This window comes from Hymenobacter frigidus (assembly GCF_014640435.1).
In the GTDB taxonomy this organism is placed as follows: Bacteria; Bacteroidota; Bacteroidia; order Cytophagales; family Hymenobacteraceae; genus Hymenobacter; species Hymenobacter frigidus.
The window spans coordinates 66,127-80,075 of sequence record NZ_BMGY01000021.1 but is presented as its reverse complement, the minus strand read 5'-3'; the positions used below and the strand labels follow the sequence as shown (position 1 = coordinate 80,075).

The window sequence follows — 13,949 nt, the reverse complement described above, 5'->3', positions numbered from 1 at the left end:
CGCGTATGATAATGAGTATCTCCGGCAACTGCTGCGAAATGCCTGATATTTGGTGCGGAAGCCCTACATCGATACCTGCACATCGAGTCGGGTTCGGTTTTGGAGGTAGGTGCTAGCCTGGCCGGTGAGGGGCGAGGCGGGCGTTTGGCGGCGGCGGTCGTTGCTCAGGTTGTAGAAGCTGCCATTGAAGCGGTTGATGCTCAGCTTGCCGGGAATGGGCGTGAGGGGACTGCGGTACGAGGAATACAGGTTGCCGTTGCGCAGGTCGAGCCGCCGGATGTTCACGATATTGGTGAGTTTTAGCATTTCCTCGGGCGAGATTTTGGACAGGTTCGGGTTGATGGGCCCGCGCCCGTCGGACTTGATGTTTACTACCGGATTCAGCACCAGCACCCGCGCCGCCCGCACATCGGCCCGCCGCACCAGGGCGGCAAAATCAACCCCGTTCAAAGCCAGCACCGGCAGCTTAATGGTGACGGCGGGTGCTTGGTAGCCCTTGTGCTGATTCATGGCCACGGGCGAATACTTTGGGGTAAGAGCCAGTTCCTCAAAGCGGAAGGTTTGGGCGTCGGTATCGAGGCGCGCCCGCTGGCTGCTGGCGCGGTAGTAGGGCGGGTCGAAGGGCGCGGTGATGCGACCGGAGCGGGCCTGCCAAGCGCGGGCGTAGGCAATGCGGCCGGGCGTAAGGGCCGCCAGCGAGTCGATGCGAATGGCCCGGCCGGTCAGGTTCAGGTCGCGCACCTGGGGCAAGTGACGCAGGCCGCTAATCTCAAACTCGGCGTGGTTGACGCGCAACTGGGCCAGGTCGGTGCGGCGCAGAAATTTTGATACCAGCTTCCAGACGGGCGGCGGGGGCTGGGCGGGCGGCGTAAACTTCAGATTGGGCCGGTCCAGCACCAGCGAAGCGGCTTGGAGGTGTTGCTGCCCCAGAGCCGCCGCATCCCAGCCGGTCAGGGCCAGGCCGGGCAGCACCAAGTCGACGCGCACGCCGCCGGGTTGCCCCTGGCCCGGCGCGGGCGGCCGAATGCGCACCGCCCGTACAGTAAACGTGCCGGCCGTGGTCGATAGCCGCAGGCTTTTCAGCGCAACGGCATGGGCGGCCACGGTGGCCTGACTCGCGCCCAGCGCCACTTTCCAGGCCTTGGCAAAGAAAATCCGGCGCGCATCCGGCGCGCCCGCCGAGTCGAGGTGGAGCGCCGTGGCCGCGACGTTCATGTCATGAATCACGGGAGCCGCCGCCGCACCCTTCACGCGCACATACCCGTTGTGCACGGCGAAGTGTGCGAGGTCCAGGCTGCGCAAATAATGGTTTATTAGTTTGGAGCTGCCCGCCGAACCAGCAGCGGGCAGGCTAGCCGTGAGCCGTGGGCCTTCAATCAGCAGCGAATCTGCCCGAAGCGCCCGCTGCTGGTGCAGCGCTGCTGCCCGCAGCCCGGTGAGGCGCAGGCGCGGTAGGTTCAGGTCGACCCGGGCCTGGCCGGGCTGGGCGGGGCCCACGGGCAGCACGCGCCCGGAATCAAGCTGCAGGCGCTGGTCCGCCGTCGAAACCGTTAGCCCGGCCAGGGTCAGGCGGTGGCCCGCCACCACGCCTTGCGCGTGGCGCACCAGCAGATTCCAGCTCGCGGCGTAGCCCAGGCGTTGGGTATCGGCTGCGCCGGCAGCGTTGATGAGCACATCGTGGGCAACCAGGTCGGCGCGCCGCACCTGCGCGGTGGGCTGGGCCGCGGGCAAGTAGTGGGCCTGGGCATGCAACAGGCCGAAAAAGCCAACTCCCAAGCCCCTGATTTTGAAGGGTAACTGCTCGTGCAGCGGCTGGCCTATCGTTCTGGTGGGGCGTTTGGCCAACGCCAGTACCGTAAGCCTGGCCGAATCCAGCACCACGCTGTCGAGGGGCACCACGCCTTTGCGCAGCAGCGCCAGTAGGCCAATGCCCGTCACGTTCAGCCGCGCCACGTCGAGGCGAATGCGGGGCAGCGTATCGGCCACGGTGGCCGCCGGGCGCAGGCGCACCGCCCTCAGGCGAACGGCCTGCTGCCACAGGCTGGTGCGCAGCGCGCCCACGTGCAGGCGGTACTGCCCGTGGGTGCGCCGGGCTACTTGCTGCTCTAGCTGCCGCTGTAGCCAAGGGTCGAGCAGAATACTGATTGATAGAGTTATTACCCCGGCCAGCAGCAGCCCGCCCAGCAGCCAGCGGCCCCAGCGCCGGAAGCGCGGCGCGGGCGTTTGGGGCGCGGGCGAAGCGGCGGCGGAAGAACTGGCGGCGGTATTGGTTTCGGGCACGGTGCAAAGGGACTGATTGGCGTAACGGTAGAAAGTCGGGCCAAGGTTGGGCAGCAGCCGGTTAATCCGACGGAAGCCGGAATTGGGCCGACCACTAAGCGCAGAACAAAGCCGAAGCGGACCCGGTAGTAGGCTGGCTCGGTTGGGCTGAATTTGCTACTTTTGGCCCATGCTGAATCCGACTTCTACCGACGCTGTTGGCGCGGCCCTGCTGGCAGCCTTCCGCCACAACTTTCAGCTGTATAAAAGCCTGGCCGACCGCGCCCTGGCTCAGCTCTCGGCGGCCGAGTGGCTGCACCAGCCCGCGCCGGGCAGCAACAGCGCCGCCGTTATTGTGCAGCACCTGGTGGGCAACCTGCGCTCCCGGTTCACCGATTTTCTGACCTCCGACGGCGAGAAGCCCACCCGCCAGCGCGACCAGGAATTCGAGGAGCCCACCACGCCGGCGGCCGTGTCCGCCCTGCACCGGGACTGGGAAGCCGCTTGGCGCATCTTATTCGACCTGCTGGATGCGCTGCAGCCCAGTGATTTGCTGCGCACCGTCACCATCCGGGGCGAGGCCCACACCGTGCTAGCCGCCGTGCAGCGGCAGGTGGCGCACTACGCCGCCCACGCCGGGCAGCTGGTGCAGCTGGCCAAAATTATCCGGGGCGAGGCCTTCCAAAGCCTGAGCATCCCGCGGGGCCAGAGCCAGGAATTCAACCACCAAATGGCTGCCCGCTCGTGAACACACAATATGAATTGCGGGAATCAGAAGGTTCTCCCGTCGTCCCGCGTCCTAATCCCGTACCTGAGGCCATGCTCGCCATCACTTCTCTCCTCAGCCCGCCCCACGTGCTGCATATTAACGAAATCATTAAGCAGCTCGAAGCAAAATTTGGCCTCGACGACGTGCAGGCTACCCTCGACCCGCACCTGACCTACCAGCTGGCCGGCGTCCGAAAACTAGGCTCGCTGAAGAAGGTACTGGCCGATGTAGCGGACGCTACCCAGCCATTTCCCGCCTTCACCACGGGGCTGGGCGTGTTTCCGGGCGCGCAGCCGGTCATCTACATTCCCGTGCTGCGCTCCGATGCCCTCAACGCCCTGCACCGGCGCATTCTGGCGGCCACGGCCCCGCTGTGCCTGCGCACCGACAAGTTTAGCGGCCCCGACTGCTGGCTGCCTCATATTTCGCTGGCCCTGCACGATACCACTCCTGACCTGTTGGGACCGGTGCTGAGCTACCTCAACCAGGAGGCTTACAACCTGAGGCTGACCATCGACAACATCACCATCCTGCGGCAGGAAGGCGAGCTGTTTGTGAAGGAGGAGGTTTTTGCCATGGGCGCCAAAGTGGCGCAGTCCGTGGGGTAAACCGGCCGCCCGCGGCGGTTTTTGGCGGGCGGTATGCTCATCCCGTAGCGGTTTGTGAAAAATCAGGCGGGAGGTGCAGCGCCGCGACCCGTCGCGTCCCGGCATTGGCTTCGCCGACCTTCGGTTGAACGAAGCGCGAACGCCAAGACGCGACGGGTCGCAGCACAAGCCTTGCACTCCAGTTCGCGACGAGTGTAATTCGATAATTTCAGGACGGCCGCGCAACGGGGGCGAATAATTTTTGCTGCTCAGTCGGGGGCGGGTGGCTCTGTGCTGCCCATATATTCCTAAATAATGCGCTTTTACAGTGTATTCAAAGCTTTAATTTAAAACAAAACCAATACAAGGGTTTGGCGCATTTATGAAATAGTCCAGTATAGTGCAATTTATTATTCGTAAATACTGAATAAGGCCACTATTCTGGTCAGTCTGGTGATATAAATTTATAAATACAAAATTCTAATAATAGTCTTTTTCCGTGAATTGCTGAACCAAAATATTTGGGCCTTAGTTAGGTCCGCAGTATTCAGTCAACAGACTGGTGCTGTAGGTACTGCTTGCCCTTAACCAATTATACGTTTCACTCGGGAGTCGCTTTTTGGCTCCTAAACCCCACAAGTTGATTGCATGAAAAAAATGCCCCTAATGATTGGTGTGGCCCTGGCCGCCCTCACGCTGGCCTCCTGCGAAAAAGAGTTGGAACAAGTAAACAGCTCGCCTCAATCTGCCGCCGCTTCGCTACAGGCCAAGCCTGATTTGCTGACCACCGGCGACTGGCGCCAGACCGGCCTCACCGTAAGCTCGGCTTCTGAAGGCTCCGCCGTGATTGCCACTTCCGACCTTTTTGCCCATGCCAGGCCGTCGATGCTGGTGAAAGTTGCCGCTTACAAAGCCGATGGTACCTATTCGCTGATGCGCGGGACCCGCGCCGGCAGCGCCTTCGCCGAGCCCGTGAACGGCAAATGGCGCCTGAACGCCGCCGCTGACTCGCTTATCGTGACCCAGGGCGACCAAACGCGCCACTTGGCCGTGACCGAGCTGACGGCTTCCACCCTCCGCCTCACCTATACCGAGAACACTGGCAGCGGCAAACCCTCCACCCACACGTCCGTTTTCTCCCACTAATTGCAGCGCAACTTGGGCAATGCTACTCCGCCCGGCCATCATGGCCGGGCGGTTTTTTTTTGCCCGATTCTCAGCGTAATCCTGGGTTAGCGCTTGCTGCCAATCATGCTCTCGCACAGGGCGCTGTCGTCGTAGCCCATGGCAAAGTCCAGTAGCAGCCGTTTGAGCTCGGGGGTGGCGCGGGTGAGGTTGCTCACCCGCAGGTACAGGGCCGTAGGCGCGTAGTAGCCCGGCTGGGCGGGCAGGCCCGGGCTGGCCCGGAAGCTCATGCACCAATCGGGAAACGCCTGAGTGGCGCTGGTTCCCTCGCTGAGGACTATCAGGTGCTCGTGGCGTGGGTCGTGGGCAATGCGGTTGTGGTAGAGTTGGTGCACGGCGGCTTCCTCGCCCTCCAGCACCTGCAGAAACTGCCCGTTGGGGGCGTGCAGCAGCATGCCCGTCACGTGGTGGTCGAGGTTGTAAGTCCATGATTTTCGCAGCAGCTCGACGAGTTCCGGCTGCGTGAATGCCGTAAGGGCCTGGCTTTGATAGATGAGGTGAAATAAGCGCATGACTAACAGTTACTTAATATAAATACTGTTGGTTTACTGGTAATAACCAGGGTTGGAAGCATCTGGTGGGGAACCAGGTCCCGCCTCACACAAGGTATCCCGTCGCAGTAGGCCTCTAAGAGTATGCGAATTATTAAATATAGTATAAATAATATAAATAAAATAATTTGAGTAACAGTTTATTCATAATTTGTACGCTATTGCCTTTTGTCGGGTGCGGCAGCAGGGGAAGGGCCAGGGTGGGGCTGCCATCAATAAAGAGTGATTGTAGCATTGCCCAGCTTTTGGGTTGTGAGCCTACCAGGCCGGGAGCCATCAGTACGAACTGAGGGAATGTGAAAAAGAAAAAATATTCTAAATACAATATATATGGTAAATATATTGTCAATTAATTGGTCCTTAGTCACTAAAGTGTAATGTTTTTAATAGTCAAAAATTTAAACTGAGCAGTAAGATTATATTAATTATTGTAAAATGTATATAATTGTTTAACTTCCTACATCAAATAACCCGTTCGGTAGTACTCGTGCCGGGCTGACGTCAATCCCTATCCCGCGCATTATTCGTGCTTACTTATGGAACGCTACGTACGCTACTCAAACACTACCCGCAATTTCCTGACTGTGTTAGACAGCTGCCTTATCTGGGTGGCGTTCCATCTGGCGGGCTTTGTGGTATGGCACTCCTGGGCAATAAAAACAGAGGTTTCGTTCTTCTTTCTCACGTTTGTGCTGCTCTGGTGGATTCTGGCCTGGCAGTACGCCAACGTGTACCGGCTGGACCGGCGCATTACGTACGGCGCTAAGCTGCGCCACCTGCTGAAGGCCTTTTTGGTGCATGGGGTATTGGTGGTGGGCACGGTGCTGCTGCTGCGGGTGGCCGATGCCTCTACGCGCTATTTGGTGGCCATCTACGCGTTTTCGGTGGTGGGTGTGGTGGTGGGGCGGTTCGGGGTCACGCTGTGCTACCGGGCCTGGCTGCAGCACTTTTCGCGCCAGCACAACCGCTTTGTGATAGTGGGAGCCAGCCAGAGCGGACAGGACCTGTACCATTACCTGACGGCCGACGACTCGGCCAGCCGCGAGTTTAAAGGCTTTTTCACCGACGCGCCGCTGCCTACCTCGTTGCGCGCGCTGCGGCGTGGGGCCGTAACCGACCTCATATCCTATTGCCAGAGCACGCCGGTAGACGAAATCTACTACGCGCTGCCTCTCGACCGCCACGACCTGATTGAGGAACTGTCGTGCTACGCGGAGGACCATTTCCTGTCTTTTCGCATCGTGCCTGACTACCAGGGTACCGTGGGGAAGGACGTGAGCGTGCGTTTCAACGACCACCTGCCCATTCTCACGGTGCGGCACGAGCCGTTGGGTTTCCGCACCAACCAAGCGCTGAAGCGGCTGTTCGACCTGGGCTTTTCGCTGCTGGTGATAGTGGGGCTGTTTCCGTTCATTCTGCCAGTGTTGGCCCTGATGATTAAGCTCGATTCGCCCGGGCCGGTATTCTTCAGGCAAATGCGGCCGGGCAAGCGCAACAAGCTGTTTCCGTGCTACAAGCTGCGCACCATGCGCACCGACCACCGCCAAGGTGAGTTGCAGGCCACCAAAGCCGACCCGCGCGTGACCCGCGTGGGCCGGCATCTGCGCAAATACAACCTCGACGAGCTGCCGCAGTTTTTCAACGTGCTGCTGGGGCACATGTCGGTGGTGGGGCCCCGGCCCAACATGGTATCGCAGCTGGAGGAGTACTCCAAGCGCAGCCGCACCTACCAGCTGCGCCACGCCGTGACGCCGGGCATCACGGGCTATGCCCAGGTGAACGGTTTTCGGGGCGAAACCCGGGCCCCCAACGCCATGGAAAAGCGAGTGGAGTACGACCTGAAATACGTGGAAAACTGGTCGTTCGTGCTCGACTTGCAAATCATCGGCAAGACCGTGCGCAACATGGTGCGCGGCGAGGAAAATGCCTACTGAAACAACTGAATCGACTTAAATGCGCTGCATGACGTGCTCCTAACCCATCAACTAATGCTTCCTAAGTTCTCCGTTCTGCACGCTAATATTTCGACGGGTTGCCCCGCCGATTTCGTGGACGCCATTCTGCGGCTGGGCGCGGCGCGGGTTTCGGCCTACGTGTGCTTCACCAACGTGCACATGCTGGTGGAAGCCGAGCGCAACCCCGAGTTTGGCCAGATACTGAATGCCGCTGCCGTGGCCGTGCCCGACGGCAGCCCGGTAGCCGCCGCCGTGCGCTGGTGTGGCGGCCCGGCGCAGGAACGAGTGGCGGGTATGGACTTGCTGCCGGCCCTGTTGCGCGAGGCTGCCGAGCGGGAGCAGTCGGTGTACTTCTACGGCACCACGCCCGAGGTTTTGCGGGCGATGGTGGCGCGGGCGCGGCGGGAGGTGCCGGAGCTGCGCATTGCCGGCGTGCACGCGCCGCCCTTCCGGCCCCTCACGGCCGCCGAGGACGCGGCCGAGGTAGCCGCCATCAACGCTGCCGACCCGGATTTGCTGTTTGTAGCGCTGGGTTGCCCGCGCCAGGAAACCTGGATGGCGGCCCACCAGGGCCGCATTGGGGCGTGCATGCTGGGGGTGGGGCAGGCCTTTCCGGTGTACGCCGGGCTGGAGCCGCGCCTGCCGGTGTGGGCCCGGCGGCTGTGGTTGGAATGGGCCTACCGGCTGTGGCAGGAGCCCCGCCGCCTGGGCCGCCGCTACCTGAGCACCAACGCCCGTTTTGTGTACCTGATGGCTCGCCGCAGCCTTGAAAACCTGGCTGGGCAGCTGCCCGCGCTGGCTTAGGGCCTTTGCCTGCTTCCTCACGCCTAATCCTTGTTATCTGATACTTCCCACCTACTTCTCAACACCATGAAAGCAGTGATTCTGGCGGGCGGCTACGGCACCCGCATCAGCGAGGAAAGTGGCGTGCGGCCCAAGCCGATGGTGGAAATTGGGGGCAAGCCCATTCTGTGGCACATCATGAAAATATACGCCCACCACGGCATCACCGACTTTGTGGTGTGCTGCGGCTACAAAGGGCATCTGATTAAGCAGTACTTCGCCGATTATTTCCTGCTGAGCTCCGACGTGACGTTTCGCATGGACCGCAACGAGATGCAGGTGCACCGCAACAACGCCGAGCCCTGGACCGTGACGCTGGTGGATACCGGCCTGGAAACCATGACCGGCGGCCGCCTGCGCCGCGTGCAGAAGTACCTGGATGACGAAACCTTCTGCCTGACTTACGGCGACGGCGTGAGCAACATCGACATTGAGGCCAGCATCCAGTACCACCGGGAGCAGGGTGCGCTGGCCACCCTCACGGCGGTGCGGCAGCCGGGCCGGTTTGGGGTGTTCAACCTGGCCGGCGAGGACAGCCGCGTGAGCAACTTCATGGAGAAGCCCGAGGGCGGCGAAACGCCCTGGATAAACGGTGGCTTCTTCGTGCTGGAGCCCGGCATCTTCGACTATATTGACGACGACCAGACGGTGTGGGAAAAAGACCCGCTCGAGCGCCTGGCCGCTGCCGGCCACCTGGCCGCTTACCGCCACGCCGGTTTCTGGCAGCCCATGGATACGCTGCGCGACCGCAACATGCTGGAAGAGCTGTGGCAGGCCGGCAAAGCCGAATGGAACGTGTGGGCCCACGATGCCGCCCGCTCCGTGACCAAGCCGGAACTCGACCAGATACTGACGGCACCGTTGGCCACGCCGGTGAGCCGCCGGACCGGCCCCGCTGCCGTGATGCCCCGCGACTGAGTTTTTTAATCCGCGCGAAAAGTAGAACATCATGCTTCGACAAGCGGACGCCAGATGAAGCATGGCATTCCGACCAATTACCCCCATTAACTGCAAAGAGTATGAAACCTGCACGAATTCTCATCACCGGCAACATGGGCTACGTGGGGCCCGGCGTGGTGCGGCACCTGCGCCAGACGTTTCCCGAAGCGGAGCTGATTGGGTACGACCTGGGCTACTTCGCGCACTGCCTGACGGGCACTTCGCGCCTGCCTGAAACCCGGCTCTCGCGGCAGGTATTCGGCGATGTGCGCTGCCTGCCCTCGGGCCTGCTGGCCGGCGTGGACGCGGTGGTGCACCTGGCCGCGATTTCCAACGACCCCATGGGCACGGCCTACGAGGACGTGACGATGGAAATAAACCACCGGGCGAGCGTTGCGCTGGCCAAGCGCGCCAAAGCTTACGGCGTGAAAAGCTTCGTGTTTGCCAGCTCGTGCAGCATGTACGGCCTGGGCGGCTCCGATGCCAAAACCGAGGAGTCGGCCCTGAACCCGCTCACGGCCTACGCCCGCTCCAAGGTGGCCAGCGAGCGCGACCTGGCCCCGCTGGCCGACGAGAAATTTCGGGTAACCTGCCTGCGCTTTGCTACGGCCTGCGGCTGGAGCGACCGGCTGCGGCTCGACCTGGTGCTGAACGATTTTGTGGCCGGTGCGGTGGCCACCGGCGAAATCAGCATCATGAGCGACGGCACGCCGTGGCGGCCGCTCATCCACGTGCTGGATATGGCGCGGGCCATTGGTTGGGCCGTAACCCGCGACGTGAGCCACGGCGGGGCTTTTCTGGCCGTGAATGCTGGTTCTAATAACTGGAACTACCGCGTGCGTGAACTGGCCGAAGCCGTGGCCGAGGCCCTGCCCGGCACTCACATTCGCCTGAACCCCGACGCCGCCCCCGACCTGCGCTCCTACAAAGTCGACTTCACGCTTTTCCGGCGGCTGGCCCCCGAGGTGCAGCCGCGCCACACCCTGAGCAGCACTATTAGCGAGCTGCACCACAAGCTGCTGGATATGGGCTTCCGCGACCCCAATTTCCGGGCTTCGCGCCTGATGCGCCTGCGCGTGATTGCCGCCCTGCGTGAGCAGGACGAGCTCACCGAAGACCTGACCTGGACCACGGGCCAGCCGCTGGCCGTGCCGCCACCGCCCGTGCCGCGCCCCCGCCCCGAGCTGGTGGGCGTGCAGGTGTAATACTCACTCGCCCTGTCATTTCACTCAAGCCGCCCCTCACCGGGCCCCATCGTTATGAAATTCACCGAAACTGCCCTTGCGGGGGCCTACGTCATCGACGTGGAACGGCTGGCCGACGAACGAGGCTTTTTTGCCCGTTCCTGGTGCGAAGACGAGTTTGCCGACCACGGCATTGTGGTGCCGCCGCTCCAAGCCAACATCTCCTTCAACCCGCGCCGCGGCACGCTGCGCGGCATGCACTACCAGCTGCCGCCTCACGAAGAAACCAAGCTGGTGCGTTGCACGCGCGGGGCCATTCTGGATGTGATTGTGGACCTGCGGGCCGAGTCGCCCACGTTTGGACAATGGCTGGGCGTGGAGCTCACGGCCGAAAGCTACCGCATGCTGTTCGTGCCGGGGCGGTTTGCGCATGGCTTCCTCACGCTGGCCGACCACACCGACGTGTGCTACCAGGTATCGGCCAAGTACGCGCCCGGGGCCGAGCGTGGCCTGCGCTGGAACGACCCAGCCATCGGTATCCGCTGGCCCTTCGCGCCCACGCTGATATCGGACAAAGACCAGCACCACCCCGACTTCCGCGCGCTGGCCGCCGTCCCTAATGAGGCTCGGCTGGTGAGCGGGCTGATGATGGACTGGGAGCCGGACCACGGCCGGAGCTGGTAGGTCTTTAGTGATTAGGGGTCAGTGATTAGGGGTTAGTGATGTGTCGGTGACTGTAGGACAATCAAGTGCTACGGATTGAATCATAAGACCCAGTTCCCAGTCACTGGCCCCTAATCACCAGTTCCTAATCACTTACCCTTGACCACTAACCACTACAATAATGATACTCGTCGACACTGCCCTGAGAAAGCGCCAGCAGGCCGGCCAGCCCATTCGGGTGGGCATGGTGGGCGCGGGCTTTATGGGCCGGGGCGTGGCCCTGCAAATCTGCCGCTACGTGCCTGGCATGACCCTGGTGGCCATTGCCAACCGCACGCTGGCCCAGGCCCGCCGCGCCTATGCCGAAGCCGGCGAGCCCCTGGTGCAACCCGTGGGCACGGTGCTGGAGCTGGAGGACTGCATTCGGCGCGGCCGGCCGGCCATCACCGACGATGCCCTGCTGCTGAGCCGGGCCGAAGGCATCGACGCCATTATTGAGGTGACCGGGGCTGTGGAGCACGGGGCGCGGGTGGTGCTGGAGGCCATTCGGCACGGCAAGCACGTGGTGCTGCTCAATGCCGAGCTCGACGGCACGGCCGGGGCCATCCTGAAGGTGTACGCCGACAGCGCGGGCGTGGTGTACACCGTGAGCGACGGCGACCAGCCCGGCGTGACCCTCAACCTGGCCCGCTTCGTGAAGGGCCTGGGCGTGAAGCCCGTGCTGTGCGGCAACATCAAGGGCCTGCACGACCCCTACCGCAACCCCACCACCCAGGAAGGCTTTGCCCGGCAGTGGGGCCAGAACCCGAGCATGGTGACGAGCTTCGCCGACGGCAGCAAAATCAGCTTCGAGCAGGCCGTAACTGCCAATGCCCTGGGCATGGAAGTGGCCCGGCGCGGCATGCTGGGGCCTACGGTGGCTCCCGGCACGCCCATCAGCCAGGCGGCCGAGTGGTACCCGCACGAGCGGCTGCTGAACGGCGGCCCCGGCCTGGTGGACTACGTGGTGGGGGCCGAGCCCGGCCCCGGCGTGTTCATTCTGGGCACCCACGACGACCCCGCGCAGCAGCATTACCTCAAGCTCTACAAGCTGGGCTCGGGCCCGCTCTACTGCTTTTACACGCCCTACCACCTTTGTCATTTCGAAACGCCCAACTCGGTGGCGCGGGCTGTGCTCTTTGGCGATGCGTGCCTGGCCCCGGCCGGCGCGCCGAAAGTGGAAGTCATTACGGCCGCCAAAATTCCGTTGCGGGCCGGCGATATGCTCGACGGTATTGGCCACTACATGACCTACGGGCTGGCCGAAAACTACGCCGTGGCCCGCGCCGAAAACCTGCTGCCCCTTGGCGTGGCCGAGGGCTGCCGCCTGCTGCACGACGTTCCCAAAGACCAGGCGCTAACCTACCACGACGTGGCTCTGCCCGCGGGCCGCCTCATCGACCAGCTGCGCCGCGAGCAGGAAGCTTATTTCGACGGCGGGTCCATTGCCGTGTCCCGCGATGGGCGGCCCGCCGCGGCAGCCACGCGGTGCGAGCCGGTGACAGCGGCGTAGGAGCACCCGGTTTATTTTCGCGCATTTTTCTGTAAAGCCCAAAGCCATGAATCCCAGTTCGCCTCAGTTGCTGAAGTTTGTGGGCCGCCAGCCGGTAATGGCCGCCTCGCCGCCCCTGGCCCCCACGGCCCCGCGCGTAGCCGAGCCCGCTCCCCGCTCCCGGGCGGGCCGCTTCACGGTGCTGGTGCTGGAAGGAGAGTACCGCCTGACCGGGGCTGTGCTGTTTTGCCTGAGTCGGCAGCCCGGCCTGCGGGTGCACCTGCTCACCCGTGATGCCCGCAGCCCGTACCGGTTTTCGAGCTATGTGCGCGCTACCCACGCGGCCCCCGCCGGCCTGCCCGACGCTGGCCTGGCCGCCTATGCTGCGGAAGTGGCGCTTGCTACCGGGGCCGAGGTGCTGCTGCCCGTGGATGTGCCCGGAATGCGCTTTGCCATCGCGCAGCGCCCGGCGCTGGAAACGGCCCTGCGCGTGCTGCCGCTGCCCACGGCGGCCTACTACGAAATAGCCGCCGACAAGGGCTTGCTGGCCGCTTTTATGCAGTACCACCGCATTCCGGCCCCGGATACCATCGTGGATATTCAAACCAACCTGGCGGCCAAGCTTGCGCGGTTCCGGTTTCCGGTACTGCTGAAGCCCATTGACGGGGCCGGGGGGCACGGCATCGTGAAATACGCCTCGGCCGAAACGCTGCTGGCGGCGGTGGCCGCGCTGCCCGCTAGCAGCCGCTACATCGTGCAGAATTGCGTACCGGGCTACGATATCGACTGCAACGTGCTTTATCACAACGGGCGGCTGGTGGCCCATTCTATTCAGAAGGGGCTGGTGCCAACGGCGGGCGAGTACGCGCCCACGGAGGCCATCGAGTTTGTGCGCAACGACGCCGTGCTGGCCGTGGTCGACCGCCTGATGCGGGCGCTGCACTGGAACGGCGTGGCCCACCTCGACCTGCGCTACGACACCCGCGACCACCAGATTAAGGTCATCGAAATCAATACCCGCTTCTGGCTCACGGTGGTGGGGTCGGCGCTCGCGGCCCGGGTGAATTTTCCGGCCCTGGCCTGCCTGGTGGCAGCGGGGCGACCCGTGGCCCCGGCCCCGTACGCGCTGGGACGCTACATCCCGTTTGCCAGTTTCTGGAAGCTCCGGTACGGGCAGCGGGAGCGGCGGCCGGGCGATATCCGGTTTGACTTGCGCGACACCAGCGTGCGCGCCTTCCTGAGCGACCCGCTCACCAAGCTCTACCGCTTTTTTACTGACAAGGACTAGAACAGGCCGATGGCACTTCGCTATCCATTATTTATTCAGGCCTTAGAAGCTGTCTGAGTTAGCTAAAATCATTCTGAAACGGTCATGCTGAGCTTGTCGAAGCATCTCTACCGCTTCGCTTGAGCCGGTGCAACGAAGCGGTAGAGATGCTTCGACTGCGCTCAGCATGACCGTCTTATTAACTCAAACAGCTTC

Annotated in this window: 12 protein-coding genes; 10 read left to right on the top strand and 2 right to left on the bottom strand. The window is 62.8% G+C overall.

The window, feature by feature from the left end; translation table 11 throughout:
• Positions 1-63: 63 nt before the first annotated feature.
• Positions 64-2,280 carry a hypothetical protein gene (locus IEW17_RS12375; protein ID WP_188562357.1) on the bottom strand — a complete coding sequence of 739 codons (2,217 nt, stop codon included), beginning with the start codon at positions 2,278-2,280 and terminating at the stop codon, positions 64-66.
• Positions 2,281-2,449: 169 nt separating this feature from the next.
• Here IEW17_RS12375 and IEW17_RS12370 point away from each other — a divergent pair, with 169 nt between their 5' ends.
• The 3 genes from IEW17_RS12370 to IEW17_RS12360 all read left to right on the top strand — a co-directional run bounded on the left by IEW17_RS12370 (position 2,450) and on the right by IEW17_RS12360 (position 4,761).
• Positions 2,450-3,007, top strand: coding sequence for a DUF1572 family protein (locus IEW17_RS12370; RefSeq protein WP_188562356.1), 558 nt, complete (start codon positions 2,450-2,452; stop codon positions 3,005-3,007).
• A 71-nt stretch (positions 3,008-3,078) separates the two neighbouring features.
• Positions 3,079-3,636, top strand: coding sequence for a 2'-5' RNA ligase family protein (locus IEW17_RS12365; protein ID WP_188562355.1), 558 nt, complete (start codon positions 3,079-3,081; stop codon positions 3,634-3,636).
• A gap of 627 nt (positions 3,637-4,263) precedes the next feature.
• Positions 4,264-4,761, top strand: a complete 498-nt coding sequence (locus tag IEW17_RS12360) for a hypothetical protein (protein WP_188562354.1) — start codon at positions 4,264-4,266, stop codon at positions 4,759-4,761.
• 86 nt (positions 4,762-4,847) lie between these two features.
• On the opposite strand, the gene IEW17_RS12355 is transcribed toward IEW17_RS12360, so the two are convergent.
• Complete coding sequence (locus IEW17_RS12355; RefSeq protein WP_188562353.1) at positions 4,848-5,312, bottom strand: BLUF domain-containing protein; 465 nt, start codon at positions 5,310-5,312, stop codon at positions 4,848-4,850.
• Positions 5,313-5,887: 575 nt separating this feature from the next.
• On the opposite strand from IEW17_RS12355, the gene IEW17_RS12350 reads away from it, so the two are divergent.
• From IEW17_RS12350 to IEW17_RS12320, 7 genes are all read left to right on the top strand, one after another.
• On the top strand, positions 5,888-7,285 hold the full coding sequence (locus IEW17_RS12350; protein ID WP_188562352.1) for an exopolysaccharide biosynthesis polyprenyl glycosylphosphotransferase: 1,398 nt from the start codon (positions 5,888-5,890) through the stop codon (positions 7,283-7,285).
• A gap of 54 nt (positions 7,286-7,339) precedes the next feature.
• Positions 7,340-8,110 (top strand): WecB/TagA/CpsF family glycosyltransferase, encoded by a 771-nt coding sequence (locus tag IEW17_RS12345; RefSeq protein WP_188562351.1) that lies wholly within the window; start codon positions 7,340-7,342, stop codon positions 8,108-8,110.
• 66 nt (positions 8,111-8,176) lie between these two features.
• Positions 8,177-9,067 carry a glucose-1-phosphate cytidylyltransferase gene (gene rfbF, locus IEW17_RS12340; protein WP_188562350.1) on the top strand — a complete coding sequence of 297 codons (891 nt, stop codon included), beginning with the start codon at positions 8,177-8,179 and terminating at the stop codon, positions 9,065-9,067.
• A 101-nt stretch (positions 9,068-9,168) separates the two neighbouring features.
• On the top strand, positions 9,169-10,293 hold the full coding sequence (locus IEW17_RS12335) for an NAD-dependent epimerase/dehydratase family protein (protein ID WP_188562349.1): 1,125 nt from the start codon (positions 9,169-9,171) through the stop codon (positions 10,291-10,293).
• Positions 10,294-10,347: 54 nt separating this feature from the next.
• Positions 10,348-10,956 carry a dTDP-4-dehydrorhamnose 3,5-epimerase gene (gene rfbC / locus IEW17_RS12330; protein ID WP_188562348.1) on the top strand — a complete coding sequence of 203 codons (609 nt, stop codon included), beginning with the start codon at positions 10,348-10,350 and terminating at the stop codon, positions 10,954-10,956.
• Between the two features lie 160 nt (positions 10,957-11,116).
• Complete coding sequence (locus IEW17_RS12325; RefSeq protein ID WP_188562347.1) at positions 11,117-12,487, top strand: NAD(P)H-dependent oxidoreductase; 1,371 nt, start codon at positions 11,117-11,119, stop codon at positions 12,485-12,487.
• Positions 12,488-12,533: 46 nt separating this feature from the next.
• Positions 12,534-13,754, top strand: coding sequence for an ATP-grasp domain-containing protein (locus IEW17_RS12320; RefSeq protein WP_188562346.1), 1,221 nt, complete (start codon positions 12,534-12,536; stop codon positions 13,752-13,754).
• Positions 13,755-13,949 lie beyond the last annotated feature (195 nt).

Bases quoted from the DNA above. Each gene is read 5' to 3' on its own strand.
- IEW17_RS12370 (WP_188562356.1), top strand. From the start codon at position 2,450: ATGCTGAATCCGACTTCTACCGACGCTGTTGGCGCGGCCCTGCTGGCA.
- IEW17_RS12365 (WP_188562355.1), top strand. From the start codon at position 3,079: ATGCTCGCCATCACTTCTCTCCTCAGCCCGCCCCACGTGCTGCATATT.
- IEW17_RS12360 (WP_188562354.1), top strand. From the start codon at position 4,264: ATGAAAAAAATGCCCCTAATGATTGGTGTGGCCCTGGCCGCCCTCACG.
- IEW17_RS12355 (WP_188562353.1), bottom strand. From the start codon at position 5,312: ATGCGCTTATTTCACCTCATCTATCAAAGCCAGGCCCTTACGGCATTC.
- IEW17_RS12350 (WP_188562352.1), top strand. From the start codon at position 5,888: ATGGAACGCTACGTACGCTACTCAAACACTACCCGCAATTTCCTGACT.
- IEW17_RS12345 (WP_188562351.1), top strand. From the start codon at position 7,340: ATGCTTCCTAAGTTCTCCGTTCTGCACGCTAATATTTCGACGGGTTGC.
- rfbF (WP_188562350.1), top strand. From the start codon at position 8,177: ATGAAAGCAGTGATTCTGGCGGGCGGCTACGGCACCCGCATCAGCGAG.
- IEW17_RS12335 (WP_188562349.1), top strand. From the start codon at position 9,169: ATGAAACCTGCACGAATTCTCATCACCGGCAACATGGGCTACGTGGGG.
- rfbC (WP_188562348.1), top strand. From the start codon at position 10,348: ATGAAATTCACCGAAACTGCCCTTGCGGGGGCCTACGTCATCGACGTG.
- IEW17_RS12325 (WP_188562347.1), top strand. From the start codon at position 11,117: ATGATACTCGTCGACACTGCCCTGAGAAAGCGCCAGCAGGCCGGCCAG.
- IEW17_RS12320 (WP_188562346.1), top strand. From the start codon at position 12,534: ATGAATCCCAGTTCGCCTCAGTTGCTGAAGTTTGTGGGCCGCCAGCCG.